The sequence below is a fragment of the Aquiflexum sp. genome (genome assembly GCF_041751335.1).
In the GTDB taxonomy this organism is placed as follows: Bacteria; Bacteroidota; Bacteroidia; order Cytophagales; family Cyclobacteriaceae; genus Aquiflexum.
The window spans coordinates 36,941-53,595 of sequence record NZ_JBGSXS010000148.1 but is presented as its reverse complement, the minus strand read 5'-3'; the positions used below and the strand labels follow the sequence as shown (position 1 = coordinate 53,595).

The 16,655-nt window shown below is 37.7% G+C and carries 16 protein-coding genes; 10 read left to right on the top strand and 6 right to left on the bottom strand.

The annotated features are described in order from the left end of the window. Positions 1–75: 75 nt before the first annotated feature. Positions 76–1,338 (bottom strand): OmpA family protein, encoded by a 1,263-nt coding sequence (locus ACEW8U_RS08235; RefSeq protein ID WP_373521561.1) that lies wholly within the window; start codon positions 1,336–1,338, stop codon positions 76–78. Between the two features lie 176 nt (positions 1,339–1,514). On the opposite strand from ACEW8U_RS08235, the gene ACEW8U_RS08230 reads away from it, so the two are divergent. The 9 genes from ACEW8U_RS08230 to ACEW8U_RS08190 all read left to right on the top strand — a co-directional run bounded on the left by ACEW8U_RS08230 (position 1,515) and on the right by ACEW8U_RS08190 (position 9,690). Continuing rightward, the gene (locus ACEW8U_RS08230) at positions 1,515–2,423 is read left to right on the top strand and encodes an aminopeptidase (RefSeq protein ID WP_373521560.1); all 909 of its coding nucleotides are present in this window, start codon (positions 1,515–1,517) and stop codon (positions 2,421–2,423) included. Positions 2,424–2,508: 85 nt separating this feature from the next. Further along, positions 2,509–3,036: a hypoxanthine phosphoribosyltransferase gene (gene hpt / locus ACEW8U_RS08225; protein ID WP_373521559.1), complete on the top strand. Its 528-nt coding sequence runs from the start codon at positions 2,509–2,511 to the stop codon at positions 3,034–3,036. Positions 3,037–3,062: 26 nt separating this feature from the next. Beyond that, positions 3,063–3,635: an adenylate kinase gene (locus ACEW8U_RS08220; protein ID WP_373521558.1), complete on the top strand. Its 573-nt coding sequence runs from the start codon at positions 3,063–3,065 to the stop codon at positions 3,633–3,635. 84 nt (positions 3,636–3,719) lie between these two features. Next, the gene (gene obgE / locus ACEW8U_RS08215) at positions 3,720–4,715 is read left to right on the top strand and encodes a GTPase ObgE (protein ID WP_373521557.1); all 996 of its coding nucleotides are present in this window, start codon (positions 3,720–3,722) and stop codon (positions 4,713–4,715) included. 73 nt (positions 4,716–4,788) lie between these two features. Then, entirely contained in the window at positions 4,789–5,364 is a 576-nt protein-coding gene (locus ACEW8U_RS08210; protein WP_373521556.1) for a nucleotide exchange factor GrpE, read from the top strand. Positions 5,365–5,373: 9 nt separating this feature from the next. Then, positions 5,374–6,480 carry a molecular chaperone DnaJ gene (gene dnaJ / locus ACEW8U_RS08205; RefSeq protein WP_373521555.1) on the top strand — a complete coding sequence of 369 codons (1,107 nt, stop codon included), beginning with the start codon at positions 5,374–5,376 and terminating at the stop codon, positions 6,478–6,480. Between the two features lie 78 nt (positions 6,481–6,558). Beyond that, on the top strand, positions 6,559–7,446 hold the full coding sequence (locus ACEW8U_RS08200; RefSeq protein WP_373521554.1) for a hypothetical protein: 888 nt from the start codon (positions 6,559–6,561) through the stop codon (positions 7,444–7,446). Positions 7,447–7,490: 44 nt separating this feature from the next. Beyond that, on the top strand, positions 7,491–8,390 hold the full coding sequence (locus tag ACEW8U_RS08195; protein ID WP_373521553.1) for an ABC transporter ATP-binding protein: 900 nt from the start codon (positions 7,491–7,493) through the stop codon (positions 8,388–8,390). After that, positions 8,383–9,690 (top strand): ABC transporter permease, encoded by a 1,308-nt coding sequence (locus ACEW8U_RS08190; RefSeq protein WP_373521552.1) that lies wholly within the window; start codon positions 8,383–8,385, stop codon positions 9,688–9,690. Before ACEW8U_RS08195 ends, ACEW8U_RS08190 begins: the two co-directional genes overlap by 8 nt. Positions 9,691–9,735: 45 nt before the next feature. On the opposite strand, the gene ACEW8U_RS08185 is transcribed toward ACEW8U_RS08190, so the two are convergent. From ACEW8U_RS08185 to ACEW8U_RS08175, 3 genes are all read right to left on the bottom strand, one after another. Continuing rightward, the gene (locus ACEW8U_RS08185) at positions 9,736–10,176 is read right to left on the bottom strand and encodes a UPF0158 family protein (protein ID WP_373521551.1); all 441 of its coding nucleotides are present in this window, start codon (positions 10,174–10,176) and stop codon (positions 9,736–9,738) included. Positions 10,177–10,264: 88 nt separating this feature from the next. After that, positions 10,265–10,903 (bottom strand): alpha/beta hydrolase, encoded by a 639-nt coding sequence (locus tag ACEW8U_RS08180; RefSeq protein ID WP_373521550.1) that lies wholly within the window; start codon positions 10,901–10,903, stop codon positions 10,265–10,267. Continuing rightward, positions 10,903–11,385 carry a cytidine deaminase gene (locus ACEW8U_RS08175; RefSeq protein ID WP_373521549.1) on the bottom strand — a complete coding sequence of 161 codons (483 nt, stop codon included), beginning with the start codon at positions 11,383–11,385 and terminating at the stop codon, positions 10,903–10,905. Before ACEW8U_RS08175 ends, ACEW8U_RS08180 begins: the two co-directional genes overlap by 1 nt. 133 nt (positions 11,386–11,518) lie before the next feature. Here ACEW8U_RS08175 and ACEW8U_RS08170 point away from each other — a divergent pair, with 133 nt between their 5' ends. After that, positions 11,519–12,850, top strand: coding sequence for a saccharopine dehydrogenase family protein (locus tag ACEW8U_RS08170; protein WP_373521548.1), 1,332 nt, complete (start codon positions 11,519–11,521; stop codon positions 12,848–12,850). 337 nt (positions 12,851–13,187) lie between these two features. Here ACEW8U_RS08170 and ACEW8U_RS08165 read toward each other — a convergent pair whose 3' ends face one another. Both ACEW8U_RS08165 and ACEW8U_RS08160 read right to left on the bottom strand, forming a co-directional pair. Further along, positions 13,188–14,246 carry a DUF4249 domain-containing protein gene (locus ACEW8U_RS08165; RefSeq protein WP_373521547.1) on the bottom strand — a complete coding sequence of 353 codons (1,059 nt, stop codon included), beginning with the start codon at positions 14,244–14,246 and terminating at the stop codon, positions 13,188–13,190. 5 nt (positions 14,247–14,251) lie between these two features. Next, positions 14,252–16,654 carry a carboxypeptidase-like regulatory domain-containing protein gene (locus ACEW8U_RS08160; protein WP_373521546.1) on the bottom strand — a complete coding sequence of 801 codons (2,403 nt, stop codon included), beginning with the start codon at positions 16,652–16,654 and terminating at the stop codon, positions 14,252–14,254. Position 16,655 lies beyond the last annotated feature (1 nt).

Genomic DNA, 16,655 nt, shown 5'->3' with positions numbered 1-16,655 from the left:
TTAAACTTCCCTAATTCAAATACACAAAAAAAGCCCGATCTTTTGGATCGGGCTTCTAATTATATTTAAAGAAGTTTATTGAACTTCAAAACTTGCTCTTCTAGCTAATTGTCTAGCATCTGCAGATCGCTTATCTACACTAGTATCTTCACCATATCCTTTATATGTAATTCTGGATGCATCAACACCTGATGAGATCAAAAGATCATAAACTGATTTGGCTCTTCTTTCTGATAATTTCATGTTATAATCTTCAGGACCTATTTCATCAGCGAAACCTTTTACTTCCAGTTTAACTCCAGGATTTCTTTTTAAGAAATTAGCAACATAATTTGTAGCAGAAGCTGAATATCCAAGTGGTTTAGCACTATCAAAAGCGAAGTAAACATTTACATAGCCTTCGTTAATGGCTTTCTTAAAGTAGTCTACTTCTTTAACTTCTTCTTCAATTGGACAGCCATTGTTTGAAGCTGGTCCGGGAGCAAATGGACACTTATCCAAATGATCAGGAATTCCGTCACCGTCAGAATCGAGCGTTCTGCCCATGTTATCTACTCTTGCTCCTGAAGGAGTATTAGGCTCTTTGTCCAAATAATCAGGGATTCCATCTCCATCAGAATCTTTCAACATATCTTTAATTTCACCGATTTGTTGAGCTAATTCTGCTTTTGTAGCATACTTATCAGCTTCAACATACCAATCGGCATGAGTGGAAGCTTTTCCAAGATAGAAATTCAATCCTATGGTACCTGTCCACCAATTTGCTTTAGGCCCTTGAAAAGTAGGGTCAGTTGGACCGATATTTGAATTGCCATCGAAAGAAACAGTTTGTCTTCCGTTCACAATAGTGCTAATATCTCCTGTAAGAGCTACTCTTTCGCCTAGCTTAATTTGACCGGTCAAACCGCCCATAATGTTATAAACATTATCGTCTAAGGGGTTCGCATCTGGTCTAACTTGACCAATACCAGCTCCTAAGTGACCTAATAGGTTGAAAGTTCTTGTGAAAGATTCCCATTTCATAATTCTTCCTAAATTGGCCACACCTTGAATATTCAACCTATAATAGTTGGTAGAAAATTCAGGAGTATCGCTTTTTTCATTGAATGATCCAAGTCCATAGTCAAGTTTTGCTCCAAACTTGTCATTGAACATGTAACGTACACCAAAATCCACATGACCTAACCCAAGGGGTGAGTAGTAGTTAGGTGTTAGTGGAGCCTGAGCATGATTTAAGCCTCCGTTTAATTCTAGGGACCACTTGTTGTAGTCGCTTTGGGCGTTTACCGTTAAGGCAATACACCCAGCCATGATTGTAGATAGTAGTATTTTTTTCATAATAAAAAATTTTTACCGTTCAGATTTTGAGTGTTTAATTGATTTATTTTCAACTTTATAATATTTTAACTATTCACAAATGTATATTAATATTTTAAAACTTTAAACTTTATCAAAAATCTTTTCAATTTTTCATATTTGTAAAACTAGCCAAAACTGATATAATTTTATATAATATGGAACTGCTCAATAAGTTACTTAATATTCATAGTGTTTCAGGTGATGAACGTTTAATGACAGATTTTCTGATTGAATATGTTAACCAACGGAAAAGTCAGTGGAAGGTTCAGCCTGAGTTTTATTTTGGAGGGGAATTTCATGATTGTTTGTTGTTAAAATTTGGAACTCCTAAGACAGCTGTCTTTTCGCACATAGATACTATTGGATTTACCGTAAGATATGAGGATCAGCTTGTGTCAATTGGAGGTCCTGAGGTAGAAAATGGATTTGATTTAGTTGGGGAGGATGCCTTAGGTCCTATTAAATGCAGATTGGTGGAAATTGATGGGGATTTGTTTCATGATTTTCCGAGAGCAATTGTAAGGGGGACTTTATTGTCTTTTGCGCAGGTCATCAGGATAAATGGTGGTTTTATTCAGGCAGCATATCTAGACAATAGATTGGGGATTTATAATTGCCTTAAATTATGTGAATCCCTTGAAAATGGATGGGTCGTTTTTTCAACATATGAGGAGCATGGGGGAGGGAGTGTTCCGTTTTTATTAAAGTTTATCCAAGAGACTTCCCCAATCAAACAGGCGTTAGTTTCTGATATAACATGGATTACCGAAGGAATTTCACATCATCAAGGAGTGGTTATTTCTATGCGTGATCAATTTATTCCCAGAAAAATTTATTTGAACAGAATTATCAAATTGGCATTGGAAAGTGGTATCCCTTTCCAATTAGAGGTTGAAGGATCAGGTGGGAGTGATGGGAGGGAAATACAGCATTCTCCTTACGCGATTGATTGGTGTTTTATTGGTGCTGCTGAAGATAATGTGCATACTCCTTCAGAAAAAGTTTCTTTACTTGATTTGGATTCAATGTTGGCGTTGTACCGCTATTTGATGAAACATCTATAAGGATTAGCAACTAATTCCATGTACGCCAAACTTTTTTTTTTATATTTGTAGGGCCCTTGAATAGAGGGCATTTTTGTTTCATAACATGGTATCGATAAAAGATAAAGAATTTATACCTTATATAAGTGCCCATGCTCTGAAAAAGAGAATAGAAGAAATGGGTAATGAGATATCCAATGATTTTTCAGGGAATCCTGCGGTTCTAATAGGTGTATTGAACGGTGCCTTTATGTTTTTATCAGATCTGACCAGAAATATAAAGATTCCAATGGAAGTAACTTTTATAAAGGTGGCTTCTTATATAGGAACAGAGTCTAGTGGTGCAGTAAAGAGTTTGATGGGATTGGATTTAGATTTAGAGGGTAAATCTGTTATTCTTGTAGAAGACATTGTAGACACAGGTTTGAGTATGAAATTTCTTTTGGAACTTGTAAAAGAAAAAAAACCGAATAAGATTGCAGTTGCTTCTTTACTTTTAAAGCCGGATGCTCTTGTTCATGACATCAAAATTGATTATGTAGGATTTGAAATCCCAAATAGGTTTGTGGTGGGGTATGGAATGGATTATGATGGATTTGGCAGAAATCTGCCCGCTTTGTATCAGTTAAAATAATTTCAATAAAACAAAAGAGATAAATCATGCTTAATATTGTGTTGTTTGGCCCTCCAGGGGCAGGTAAAGGTACCCAAAGTGAAAAAATCATAGCTAAATACCACCTATCTCACCTTTCAACTGGGGATCTGTTCAGGAAGCATTTAGGTGAAGGTACAGACCTTGGTCGGTTAGCCAAAAAATACATGGATGAAGGCAGGTTGGTGCCTGATGAAGTTGTGATAGGGATGGTCGAAGATAAAATCACAAATTCCAAGGATGCAAATGGGTTTATTTTCGATGGATTTCCCAGAACTGTCGCTCAGGCAGAAGCATTAGACAAGTTGATGCGAAATAACAAGTTGGAAATTTCCGGAATGATAGCTTTGGATGTTGAAGAAAAAATTCTGAAAGAAAGAATTAGGGAAAGAGGAAAGACTTCCGGACGCACTGATGACCAAGATGAATCAAAAATTGAAACCAGAATCAGGGTTTATTTAGATGAGACCTTGCCTGTTGCGGCATATTACGAGCAGCAGGGTAAATTCACAAAAATAAACGGGGTTGGTACCATTGAAGATATTTTCGGGGATATCGAAAAAGTAATTGACAAGTTCTGATATAGAATATTTTGTACCTTTGTATAATGTATTTGTTCGGCTAAGCATGGAGCTTAGCCGTTTTTGTTAGAAAAAAAGAAGAAAGTGGCTGATACTAACTTTATAGATTATGTGAAATTCTGCTCAAGATCTGGAGCAGGGGGTGCGGGTTCTGTTCATTTCAGAAGAGAAAAGCATGTGCCAAAAGGAGGTCCTGATGGTGGAGATGGTGGCAGAGGCGGACATATCATTCTTAAGGGAAGCGCTCAGCTTTGGACCCTTCTCCACTTAAAATACAAAAAGCATGTTATCGGTGAAGATGGTAAGGGTGGAGAAGGAGGTAGGAGAAAAGGAAGAGATGGTATTGATGTAATTTTGGAAGTGCCATTGGGAACCGTTACCAAGGATGCTGAAACCATGGAAACTAGGTTCGAAGTTACTGAAGATGGGCAGGAGGTGATTTTAACTCCCGGAGGTAGAGGAGGATTGGGCAATGATCATTTCAAAACCGCCACCAATCAAGCTCCCCATTTTGCTCAACCAGGAGAGCCCGGGGTAGAGGAATGGATTATTTTAGAACTGAAATTACTTGCTGATGTTGGTCTTGTAGGCTTTCCCAATGCCGGTAAATCAACTCTCTTGTCAAGTATATCCGCCGCCAAGCCTGAAATAGGAGATTACCCATTTACCACATTGGTTCCTAATCTTGGAGTGATTGGCTATAGAGATGATAAATCCTTTGTTATGGCGGATATTCCTGGTATTATAGAAGGAGCTTCTGAAGGAAGGGGATTAGGCCTTCGATTTTTGAGACATATTGAAAGGAACTCCATTCTTTTATTTATGATACCAGCAGATGCCGAAAGTATTTCCGAGCAATACAGAATCCTTCTCGGAGAATTGGAGAAGTTCAATCCTGAACTCTTGGACAAAAAGAGGCTTTTGGCCATTACTAAATCAGATATGTTGGACGATGAGTTAATGGATCAGATGGGGGTCGATCTACCTAAAGATATCCCCTCTATTTTTATTTCATCGGTATCCCAATTTAATCTTGACAAATTGAAAGACATGTTATGGCAGGCTATACACAGTCAATAAATGTCAGTTTGTCATAAAACAGGCAATGGCAAACAAATTGATGTTTCACAAAAGATTAAAAATTTTAAAACAAATGGCTGAGAAAGAGTTATTCGATGATGAGCATTTAACTTCCGAAGATCAGGAAGTAAATCAAGATGAATTGTCCCATGAAGAGCACATCACTTCTGATTCAAAATCCGATACAAGTGAATTATCTCAGGAAGAAAAATTGCAAAGAGAAGTGTCTGAACTGAAAGATAAATATTTAAGGCTATATTCTGAGTTTGAAAATTATAGGAGAAGAACCTCGAAAGAACGTTTGGATCTGATAAAAACTGCTTCTCAGGATTTAATGATTGAGATTATCCCCGTTATAGATGATTTTGAAAGAGCTTTTAAGGCCAGTGAAAATGAGGATAACCCGATTAAAGTTAGAGATGGAAATCACCTGGTTTTCCACAAATTCGTTAAAATACTTGAAAATAAGGGCTTGAGACCCATGGTTGATCTTATTGGAAAAAACTTTGATCCGGATACCCAAGAAGCAATTACCCAAATACCTTCTCCAACAGAGGGAATGAAGGGAAAAGTTATAGATGTTGTGGAAAGAGGATATACCCTTGGTGACAAAGTGATCAGGTATGCCAAAGTTGTGATAGGAGCATAAAAAAAAATTATGGCAAAGAGAGACTATTATGAAATTTTAGGGGTAGGTAAAAGTGCTGCTCCAGAGGAAATAAAGAAAGCATACAGGAAATTAGCAATTCAATATCACCCGGATAAAAATCCAGATAATCCTGAAGCAGAAGAAAAATTCAAAGAAGCTGCGGAGGCCTATGAAGTCTTGAGCAATCCTGATAAGCGTCAGCGTTATGATCAGTTTGGTCATCAAGGGCTTGGAGGAAATGGAGGATATAGTGGTGGTGGGATGAATATGGAAGATATTTTTTCCCAATTTGGAGATATTTTCGGGGGTGGGGGATTTGAATCCTTTTTTGGCGGTGGAAGAGGTGGCAGGAGAACCAAAAAAGGAACTAATCTTCGTGTGAAACTTAAACTCAACCTGAAGGAAATAGCCAATGGTGTTGAGAAAAAAATTAAAGTAAAGAGACAAATTATTGCTGATGGGGTTACTTTCAAATCATGCTCTTCCTGCCAAGGTTCTGGTCAGATCAAAAAAGTAGTCAATACCATGTTGGGCCAGATGGTTTCGGCCAGTACATGTCCTACCTGTGGGGGCAATGGTCAAATCGTAGATAAAAAACCAGCAGAAGCAGATCCAAGAGGCCTTATTTTAAAAGAGGAGGTTATTCCTATCAATATCCCTGCAGGTGTAGCTGATGGCATGCAATTGAGTATGTCAGGAAAAGGCAATGAAACCGCGGGAGGAGTACCTGGAGATTTGCTAATAGTGATAGAGGAGGTTGAGGATGAAACATTGCAAAGGGATGGTAACAATGTGGTGTTTGACTTGTATGTGAGTTTTATTGATGCAGCGTTAGGATCTCAAATCGAAGTCCCTACTATAGATGGTAAAGTTAAAATTAAACTTGATCCTGGTACGCAAAGTGGAAAAATTCTAAGGTTGAAAGGAAAAGGAATCAGGGATATCAATGGTTACAGTAGGGGAGATCAACTTATTCATGTAAATGTCTGGACTCCCAAACAACTCAGTAAAGAAGAAAAACAAATTCTTGAAAATCTGAAAGATTCTGAAAATTTCAGGCCCGATCCCGGAAAATCTGAAAAGAGCTTTTTCGATAAAATGAAAGAATTTTTCTAAATATTTGGAGCCAGACGAAAATCTGGCTTTTTTTATACCTCGAAGAACCTTTTAAATTGATTGCCGTAACCTTACCGTATGCTGAACAGATTTAGCTTAATAATTGGACTCGTTTTGGGGGTTATATTCCAGCTTACGGCCCAGATCACCAAAGAGTTTCAAATTGAAGAAAGACGGGGATACAATCTTGTTTATCTGGATTTCAATGTATACAAAGGTGTGTCTGAGATCAAAAGAAAACAAGGGGATGAGTCTGTATATATCAGATCAAATTTATCTAAAGTAAATATTTTGCCTTCATTTTTTCATGAAATCAGGGATGAGGTACTTTATGCCAATTTGGTCCATAGAAATGTGGAATCAGAAAATCTGGGAAAAAGTCTTTCCTACAAACTATTTTCGAGTTCTAATGATGATTTTGATCATTCTTGGTCAGTTGGATTGAATTCCAATTTTCTGTATGACCTTCATTTTTATTTCGGGATAGGTACGGCCAACCTTGATCTTTCTCATTTGCCAATATCAAATTGCATTATTCAGTCGACAAGTGCTGATATTACCCTTGATTATAGCAAAAAGACTGCTAACTCAGTAAAAATGGATACCATCATGGTGACCATAAATATGGGAAACCTAGAAGCTTTCAATCTTAATTTCACCAATGCCAAGGAAATGATTTTTGAGGCCAATTATGGCACACTTAATCTTTCTTTTTCAGACAAAATGCCAGAGTCCTGTAATATTCAGGCGATGGTAGGGGCAGGAAAAGTAAACCTTGAACTACCGGATGACAGTCAACCATTTATAGTTAAGATCAAATCCACGCCCATGTGCAGGACTTATATCCCAAAACATCTTAAGGATATTGGGAACAAAACCTATGTAAGTAGAACCTATAAAGAAAACAGTGAGAACCTGATGACATTCAATATTGATGTTTCTGTGGGTTCTGTCACGCTCAAGTAATTTCAGGTTCTAAATTTTATTATTTTTACCAAAAAGAATATTCTTTGGAACTCCTCGAAATCCAACACTTGTTTAAATCCTATGGGTCTAATAAGGCGCTAACCGATGTTTCTTTAAATATTCCTAAAGGAGGAATTTTCGGATTGCTGGGTCCCAATGGGGCAGGTAAAACTACGCTTATCCGAATCATCAATCAAATCATAGAAGCTGACCAAGGACAGGTTTTGTTTAAAGGAGAAAAACTGCATCCCAAACACATTTCTAGAATTGGGTATTTGCCAGAAGAAAGAGGATTGTACAAAAAAATGAAGGTGTGGGATCAATTAATATATTTTGCACGTCTAAAAGGGATGCCGGCTGTCACAGCCAAAGAAAAGGTGAGTTATTGGTTAAAAAAAATGGACATCATATCCTGGAAAGACAAGAGGATTGATGACCTTTCCAAAGGAATGGCCCAAAAGGTACAGTTTATTTCTACCATTATTCATGAACCTGAATTGTTAATTTTGGATGAACCATTTTCTGGTTTTGATCCTATCAATGCTGAAATAATTAAGGATGAAATACTTGAGCTAAAGAACAAGGGAATTACTTTGGTATTGTCTACTCATAGAATGGAATCAGTGGAGCTATTGTGCGATCAAATAGCCATGATACACAAGTCCTATAAAATACTGGAAGGCAGTTTGGAAAATATCAAACAACAATTTAGACCCAATAAATATAAAATAAGTCTTATTTGTGATAGCAATAACCTGCCATTGGATTTTGGGGCCCAAATCAAAAATGGTCTTGCCACTTTCACGGTACCGCTTGGTCAAGATTCTCCGAACCAATTGCTTGTCAAAATGATGGACTTTGGTGAAGTGGTAAGCTTTCATGAAATTCTGCCCAGTATGGAAGAGATTTTTATCCAACAAGTAAAAGAATATTCAAATGGATAAAGTTTGGCTGGTAATTAAGCGGGAATATCTTTCAAGGGTACAGAAGAAATCCTTTCTTTTGGCAACCATTTTGACCCCACTGGTTTTTCCGGCCATTATGGGCATATTTCTTTGGATAGCTGTTGATGAAACATCCAGTTCTGCTTTGAGGATTATAGAAGTAGTAGATGAAAATAACCTGTTTTTTCTTGAAAGTTCTGAGCAATATGCTTTTTCATTCTCCAATACATCTATAGAGGAAGCAAAATCTTTGGTCCAAAACGGAGAAAGATTTGGTTTTTTATATATACCTAAATTAGACCTAACGAGGCCAAATGGGATAATATATTATGCTGAAAAGAATCCAAGTATGGGATTGGTTTCCTTTCTTGAAGCCAATCTGAAAAGAAGAATAGAGGAACAAAGACTTTTTGAATCGGGAATCGACCCGGAGGTCATCAATGCCTATCGAACCAAAGTGGATATCCAATCCATTACTTTGGATAATAAAGGAGACGAAAAAATTTCAGATGCAACAGTCAATTATGCAATAGGCTTCATGGCTGGCATTTTAATTTATATTTTCATCTTTATCTACGGCAATCAGATCATGCAGGGAGTGATCGAGGAAAAATCCAGCCGTATCATTGAAATCCTTATATCCTCGATCAGACCATTCCAGTTGATGATGGGCAAGATAATCGGGATTGGCGCCGTAGGTCTTACCCAATTTCTGATATGGGTCATTTTGATAGGTGGAATTTCATCTATTGTAATTGGCTACTTTGGGATGCAAATGCCCCAACAACAGGTTATGGAGCTTACTAATCCTGATATGAGCCAAATGATCAATGGAGACGAAAATGTATATAATATCATTCAGACGATACAAGGCATAAACTTTTTCCAATTGACGTTGACCTTTGTGTTTTACTTTTTGGGAGGATATTTGCTCTATGGAGCTTTTTTTGCAGCTGTGGGTGCTGCTATTGATACACCTTCAGAAGCACAACAATTTATGCTTCCGATTACCATTCCTCTTTTGATAGGTTATATGGGTCTTTTTGTTTTTGTGTTGAACGATCCAAATAGTAATGTATCATTTTGGTTGTCAATAATACCCTTTACTTCACCAATTGCCATGATGGGCAGGGTGAGTTACGGAGTGCCTTTTTGGGACTTGGCACTTTCTATGGGACTACTGATCACAGGTTTTTTGTTCAGTACATGGGTGGCTGGAAAAGTTTACCGCATAGGAATTTTGATCCATGGTACTAAGGTCAATTACAAAACCTTATGGAGATGGATCAAAACTAACTAGGAGTTGAACAATAACAGAAAAGTCACCACTTAAGCCTAATTTTTCCTATTCTTCGGCATAGTTGAAGCTGTCAACTTGCTCCTTTACCCAATCCCTATATTTTTGGATTCGGTGTTCCTGCCATTTTTCCGAATATTTTCCAGAACTATCGATTAGAAATTTAAAACCTGTTGCAGCTTTCGGCTTACTTAGGGCATTGAAGAGTTCATCCTGAAAATTCCTCTCTTTTACGATTCTATCAGCAAAATTCTCCATCAGTTGATGTTCCTGATTGGGTTCCATCTTGGTGAATTCTGCAAAATTGTCCGGATTGTCATCTATTTCATCCAGAATATCTTCCTCCTCGGGAGTAAGATCATAATTGAAATAGTCCTCGTCATCAGGTAAGTGGTGAATTTTTTTATTATCCAATTGGAAAAAACAAATCATCCCCTTCAGCAGCTGAGCCGCTATTTTTTCAACTTCTTTTTCAGATAGGGTAAGCATTGTGGAATTCAGATAAAATTTTAAGAAAATTAAATAACTCGCAGTTCATATCAAACTTTTTGGTCAGGTAACATGGGTATAATCATGATTATTCAAAAATCTTTTGAAGTAAAGGTATATTTAAGTCATGTCCTCCTTCAAATTGTAGTTTTTTAACTTCAAAAGGAAAAAGTGAAAGAAACTCATCTTGCTTTTCAATGGAATCAGTGGTTATCATGCTGTCATTTTCACCTAATACAATCATAATTTCTGTATTCTTTAGCTTTTCTCCAGTTTTTTGGAAATTAAGATCATGGGCAAATCCACCACTCCAAAGTATTAGCGAGTCCACTGATATGGACAGTTGACTGACCCATCTTGTTGCCGTAGCAGCTCCTTGGGAAAATCCCATGACTTTGATGATAGGTTTATTTCGGTATTTTAAAAGAATATTTTCCAAAAGTCCATTGAGATAATTATGGTTGTTTTCAATGGCAAATTCTCTTTCATGACGGGTCATCCAATTGGCCCCGACTCTTCCCGAAAAACCCTCTAAATAAGCATAGTTAGTTGCTTCTGGTACTACAATCAACCTATCATCGCGGAATATTGGCTCAAGTTTTTTGAGAAAGTATTCCGACAACTGACCATAGCCATGAAGGGCAATAAGAATTTCTTTTTCGTTTCTATTGACCACATGGGATGTTCTGTAATGGGCTGTGTGCTGATACTTGAAATTATATTTCATTAACTGTTCAAATCGTTAAACCTAAAAGGCAATAACTGCTCAATACCAGATGCTTTTAAAATTTCCCCTTCAGGATTGAGCATTAACAAATCTATGGGCTGCCCAAATTTAACTTCATACTCATTGATAGTCTGTCGGCAAAGCCCACATGGTGTTACCGTCGCCATTTTTTTTTCATCTTTCCTTTTGGCAACTATCGCCAATTTCAAAGGCCTTAAATTAGGGTGATTCCCCATCGCATAGCTAAGGACTGCTCTTTCCGCGCATACCCCGACAGGAAAGGAAACGTTCTCTTGGTTATTTGCTACAAAAATAGAACCATCTTCCAAAAGCAAAGCAGCCCCAACTAGAAAACCTGAATATGGGGCATGGGCCAATTCTAAAATTTCGGTTGCTCGTGAGATCAAAATGCTTTCTTCCTCAGACCAATCCTTTTTTTGGATCACTTCCAAACTTACTTTCAACTCTATTCTTCTGTTCATTATTTGATTTAAAAATCAGATTGAATTAACAAAAAAAAATCCGCAATTGTTATTTTCCATTTAATTATAGTGTTGGATTTTTAGACTTGCTTGTTTTTTCACAACTTCGGGCTGTCAAATTTATTTATTTAGCATGCAGACAATATTAATCCTCGGTTCCGGAAAATCATCCGTTTATCTGATAAACTATCTTTTGGACACTGCTGATGCAAAAAAAAGAAGGATCATTCTAGCAGATCTTTCTCTGGAAATTGCTACTCAAAAGCTTAGAAACCATAAGTCAGGTAAGGCAATATGGATAGATTTAGATGACGTAGAGAATAGAAAGGCCATAATTAAAAATTCTGATGTGGTGATTTCCATGCTTCCGGCTTTTTTACATCCGATCATCGCAAAGGACTGTCTTGAACTGGGAAAGCATTTTTTTTCCGCATCTTATGAATCGGAGGAAATGAGGGAAATGAAAAGTGAAATTGAAGAAAAAAATCTTCTTTTCTTGAATGAATGTGGATTAGACCCTGGTTTGGATCATATGTCAGCTATGAAAATCATCCATTGTGAAAAAGAAAATGGCAATAAGATAACTGCTTTCAGGTCCTTTACGGGGGGATTATTGGCGCCAGAAAGTGAGGATAATCCTTGGAAATATAAATTTACTTGGAACCCTCGTAATGTGGTTTTAGCGGGTCAAGGAACCTCTAGGTATATCCAAAATGGATCGTATAAATATGTACCCTATCACATGCTTTACAGAAGATTGGAAAAAATCAGCTTTGAAAAAGTGGGTGATTTCGATGGCTATCCAAACAGGGATTCTTTGAGCTATAGAAAGATTTATGGGCTTGATGATATCCGCACGTTGCTTAGAGGGACATTGAGAAGAGCTGGTTTTTGTCAAAGTTGGGATGTCTTTGTGCAACTAGGAATCACGGACGACTCTTTTAAAATGCAATTACCTTCTGGATTTACCCACAAAATGTTTTTCAATTCTTTTTTGCCTTACCATGAAACCAAATCGGTCGTCGAGAAACTCCGGGAACTTTTACCTTGGGTTAATACCGAAATAGTAGAAAAAATCGAGTGGCTGGGAATGTTTTCAAATATCGAATTACCAAAAACGAGCGGAAGTCCTGCATCAATTTTGGAAGAAATTTTAAAAGAAAAGTGGAAATTAGGTCCTCAAGATAAAGATATGATAGTCATGCAGCATTTATTTGAAATTGAGACAACTGATGGCAAAAAAGAGATGATTTCAAGTTTGGTATGTAAAGGAGAAAATCATGAATACACAGCAATGGCCAAAACAGTTGGCCTTCCCCTGGCAATAGCTGTGGACCTGTTTTTGGAAGGTGAAATCAATGTAAGGGGATTGCATGTCCCTGTTCTACCCGAAATTTATAATCCTATTTTAGACGCATTGAGAAAAGAAGGGGTTGAATTTGAAGAAAAAGTTAGGGCGTTATAATTAATTGAAGCTAGCCATAGGGCTATTCCAAAAACCCTTGTGACCTTGTATTTGCTGCTTTATAGTTACTTAAAAAAATGGGTAAGTTCAAGAAAGGTTGTGTGAAACTTTTCTTGAACTTACACTATATCTTTATTAAATATATGGGTTATCTGCTTCTTTGCCCGTAACCCAATATTCTATTACAAACAGGTCGGAAGTCCGAAGTCCGATGTACTGGACATTTCAGCTTCCTTATGAGAATTATATTGAATTAGCATTTTATTGGCATTATTAAGTACAAACATGTTAAATATTGAAGACGATTAGGTTTTTCTGGGGAAAAATAATTATTCCCTTAAGGATTCCAATCGGAAGGAGGATTTAGTCGGGCTCCACTTACAGTAAGACAATCATCAGGAATAGTTCTAGGGGTTTGAAGAAATTCCAGTTTTTCTTTTTCAATATAGATCTGCTTTTTATCAACCGAACCCGCCATAAAATAACCTAATACCACTTCATCAGGATCATCAAGACTGATGATATTTCCCCTGATATTGGCTGGAGGATTGTCAAATACGCTTCCTGTGAGGTTTGTTTGCTGCTCGATCAACCTTAGAAACCTATGCGCTCCGGTTGAAACGGACATTTGTAGTATCTCAGCCCTGTAAGTTTGTTTGAACCTCAATCCATTATCCTCAATAAACAAAACTGGAAGTCTCTGGGACAGGCCATTGAAATTTTCATCTGAAGCAAGTGTAAATCTTTGGATTCTTGAGTCGTCCTCTAAAAAACAAATCGAACAGCAATCCTTTGGATCCGGACCTCTTGGATTGGTGGGATGATCTGGAGGTAAAGTGTGAAGTTCGGGATTGGCTACTAATGCAAATGTGGAGGTCCCTCTTCTCCAATAATAGAAATTGGCCTGGTCACTCGGATCTCTGAAGTGGGCAAAAACCTGAACTCCAATTAAATCAGTCAATCTGTCATTGGTGTTAAATTTCACAGATTGGTAAGAAAGTGAATCAATTTGTGGTCCAGATTCCACTCTTTCGGGAAGGGAAGTATAGGATCTGCCGTTCTGTAAATCAATTTGGATAGAATATGAAATCCCAACCCTTGCCCTAAAACCTTCAGGAGTGGCATAAATACCGTCATTTTCAATTTCATTTAGAAAGACAACATTGCCTTCACTATCTCTGATACCTACTTTTGCCCTAATTACAGGTCTTATCAGGCCTTCAAAAACGCTTCCATATGTATCACTTCTGGTTAATCTGATCAAATGAGGTCCAGGATCGGTTGTAATAATTCCATCTACTGTTAGCAGTTGAGCCCCTTGGGGAATATCAATCTTGTATGGATCAATACATGAGATTGGGATAATCAATATTATATAAATCAATCTTTTTAACATGTTCATTAGAATTTCATCGAATAACTTAATGTAGGAAGCGGTACGCCAAGTATTGCAAGTCTATAGGCTTGCGGAGGAGAACCTGGCTGATCAGCAAAAAATATCGAGAATGGGTTTTTTCTACCATACACATTCATGACAGCAAAAGTCCAGTCACCGTCGTAAAATTTCCCTTTCCCTTTCAATTGGAAATTCAAAGAAAGATCCAATCTGTGAAAATCAGGAATTCTTTGAAGATTCCGATTTCTGAAAAAGGCAAGAGAATTGCCTGCAAAATCAAATTTGGCTTCAGGAAAAGTAACTGGCCTTCCTGTGCTGTAAGAGAATGTTGCTGAAAGGGAAACATTTGAAGCCATTTTGTAATTTCCAATCAAAGTAAGGTCATGAGGTTTATCAAAATTGGCCGGGAACCATTCTCCGTCATTGATTATCTCTTCTTCAAAAGGAGTGATGACTCTTCTGAAAGCCCTGGAATAGGTATAACTTACCCATCCTGTAACTCTCCCAAGATTTTTCTTTGCATAAACTTCAACCCCATATGCCTTTCCTTCACCCGGAATAATTTCTGTTTCCAGATTGTTCTGAAGCAAAAGCTTTGCACCGTCTTTATATTCCACCACATTTTGAATGTCTTTATAATAAACTTCCACTGAGGTCTCAAAAATATTTCCTTTGAAGTTTTTATAGATACCAAGAGAATATTGATCGACAATCTGTGGTTTCAAAAACTGGTCACTCAATTTCCAGATATCCGTTGGCGCAATGGTGGCAGTATTCGAAATCAAATGAATAAACTGGTACATTTTGTTGTAGCCACCTTTGATAGAGGTTTTTGAATCTATGGAATAGCGCATGGACACTCTAGGCCCCCATCCATCATAAGTTTGGATAAGTTCACCATCTCCATAGGTTCTTTCACCAACGACATTTCCAGAGTTCAGAGGAAGATTTGGTGCATATTCCCGGACTGTTCTGGGGCCATAATATTGATACAGGTCATATCTCATTCCATAAGAAAAACCGAATTTCTCCCCCAATTCAAGTTCATGTTGGAGATAAAGACCAGATTCTCTTGCATATTCACTTTGTACCAATTGAGGAAGTATGGTTGACTCTCCATTGACAACACCCGGTATCAGTTCTCCTGGGTTGATGGTAAGGTTTTTGGTGTCTCCGCCAAAAGTGATTCGGTTCCTATCACTAAGGGCATAAGTAAAGTTTAATCTCAATCCATTATCAATAATCCCGGACTTCAAATCAAAATTATTGATACCGGATTGATTGAAGATGGTAAAATCATACAGTGTATAAAATCCAATTGCATTAACTGAGAGTTTTTCCGAGAATTTGCCTTGATAATTGATGGTATGGCTCGTGTTTTTCCATGAAATGGTGGTGTCAGAAGCCAAGGCAAAATCATCATAACTACGGTAGAAACTGTAAGTGACGTTATGGTTGTCGTTGATTTCACCATATAGAATTCCGTTTACATCATTGAAATTGGCCTGACTTGTCCTCAGGTCCGGATTGTTTAATGATTTGAGCAGCCAGTTTATGTAAGAACTCCTAACTCCTATTTTAGCGGAAACTTTGTCTTTGATAATCGGTCCGTTAAATCCGATTTTACCGGAAACTGTACCAACCATCAAGTCACCGCCCCAATTGGTCAAACTTCCCGATTTTGGAGTGATATCCAAGATGGAAGAACCTCTACCTCCGTATTTTGTTGGAATTATCGCTTTGTACAAAGTAAAATCATTGACCACATCAGGGTTGAAAGCCGTGAACAAACCAAAGAGGTGAGAAGGATTATAAATGGGGGCTCCTGCAAACATGATCAGGTTTTGGTCTGCACCGCCCCCACGCACATTGAGTCCAGAAGAAGCTTCCCCTACCTGACTAACACCCGGCAAGGTGGCTATACTCCTGATGATGTCCACTTCTCCCAAAAAGGGCGGCAATTCCTTTAATGTATTCATGCTGATGCTGATCGCACCCATATCTGTACTCCTGATGTTTTTTTCAGGATCACGACCATAAATAACCACATCATCCAAAGTGAAGTCTTCTTGAATCATCGTAAGACTTATTCTTCCATCACCAACAGCCACAAATGGATAAATAACAGTTTCATAACCGATATACCGGATCTCGAGCGTATACTCAGCTCGGTCCAAAATCAGGTTAAAGGTCCCGTTAGTGTTTGTGATTTCTGTTTTTGTCAGTTCCCTAACCGTAATTGTAGCTCCGACTAAGGGCTCACCCGTGATCTGATCAATGATTCGGCCACCTACCTTAAGGTCTTTTAACTGGCCGATATCTCTTCCTACGACAGTTTTTTGTTGCGCATTTGCCGCGAAACCAATCAGGAAAAGAAAAAATAGTATTGGTAAAATTTTTCTCATCATA

Bases quoted from the DNA above. Each gene is read 5' to 3' on its own strand.
- ACEW8U_RS08235 (WP_373521561.1), bottom strand. From the start codon at position 1,338: ATGAAAAAAATACTACTATCTACAATCATGGCTGGGTGTATTGCCTTA.
- ACEW8U_RS08230 (WP_373521560.1), top strand. From the start codon at position 1,515: ATGGAACTGCTCAATAAGTTACTTAATATTCATAGTGTTTCAGGTGAT.
- hpt (WP_373521559.1), top strand. From the start codon at position 2,509: ATGGTATCGATAAAAGATAAAGAATTTATACCTTATATAAGTGCCCAT.
- ACEW8U_RS08220 (WP_373521558.1), top strand. From the start codon at position 3,063: ATGCTTAATATTGTGTTGTTTGGCCCTCCAGGGGCAGGTAAAGGTACC.
- ACEW8U_RS08210 (WP_373521556.1), top strand. From the start codon at position 4,789: ATGGCTGAGAAAGAGTTATTCGATGATGAGCATTTAACTTCCGAAGAT.
- dnaJ (WP_373521555.1), top strand. From the start codon at position 5,374: ATGGCAAAGAGAGACTATTATGAAATTTTAGGGGTAGGTAAAAGTGCT.
- ACEW8U_RS08200 (WP_373521554.1), top strand. From the start codon at position 6,559: ATGCTGAACAGATTTAGCTTAATAATTGGACTCGTTTTGGGGGTTATA.
- ACEW8U_RS08190 (WP_373521552.1), top strand. From the start codon at position 8,383: ATGGATAAAGTTTGGCTGGTAATTAAGCGGGAATATCTTTCAAGGGTA.
- ACEW8U_RS08185 (WP_373521551.1), bottom strand. From the start codon at position 10,176: ATGCTTACCCTATCTGAAAAAGAAGTTGAAAAAATAGCGGCTCAGCTG.
- ACEW8U_RS08180 (WP_373521550.1), bottom strand. From the start codon at position 10,903: ATGAAATATAATTTCAAGTATCAGCACACAGCCCATTACAGAACATCC.
- ACEW8U_RS08175 (WP_373521549.1), bottom strand. From the start codon at position 11,385: ATGAACAGAAGAATAGAGTTGAAAGTAAGTTTGGAAGTGATCCAAAAA.
- ACEW8U_RS08170 (WP_373521548.1), top strand. From the start codon at position 11,519: ATGCAGACAATATTAATCCTCGGTTCCGGAAAATCATCCGTTTATCTG.
- ACEW8U_RS08165 (WP_373521547.1), bottom strand. From the start codon at position 14,246: ATGTTAAAAAGATTGATTTATATAATATTGATTATCCCAATCTCATGT.
- ACEW8U_RS08160 (WP_373521546.1), bottom strand. From the start codon at position 16,654: ATGATGAGAAAAATTTTACCAATACTATTTTTTCTTTTCCTGATTGGT.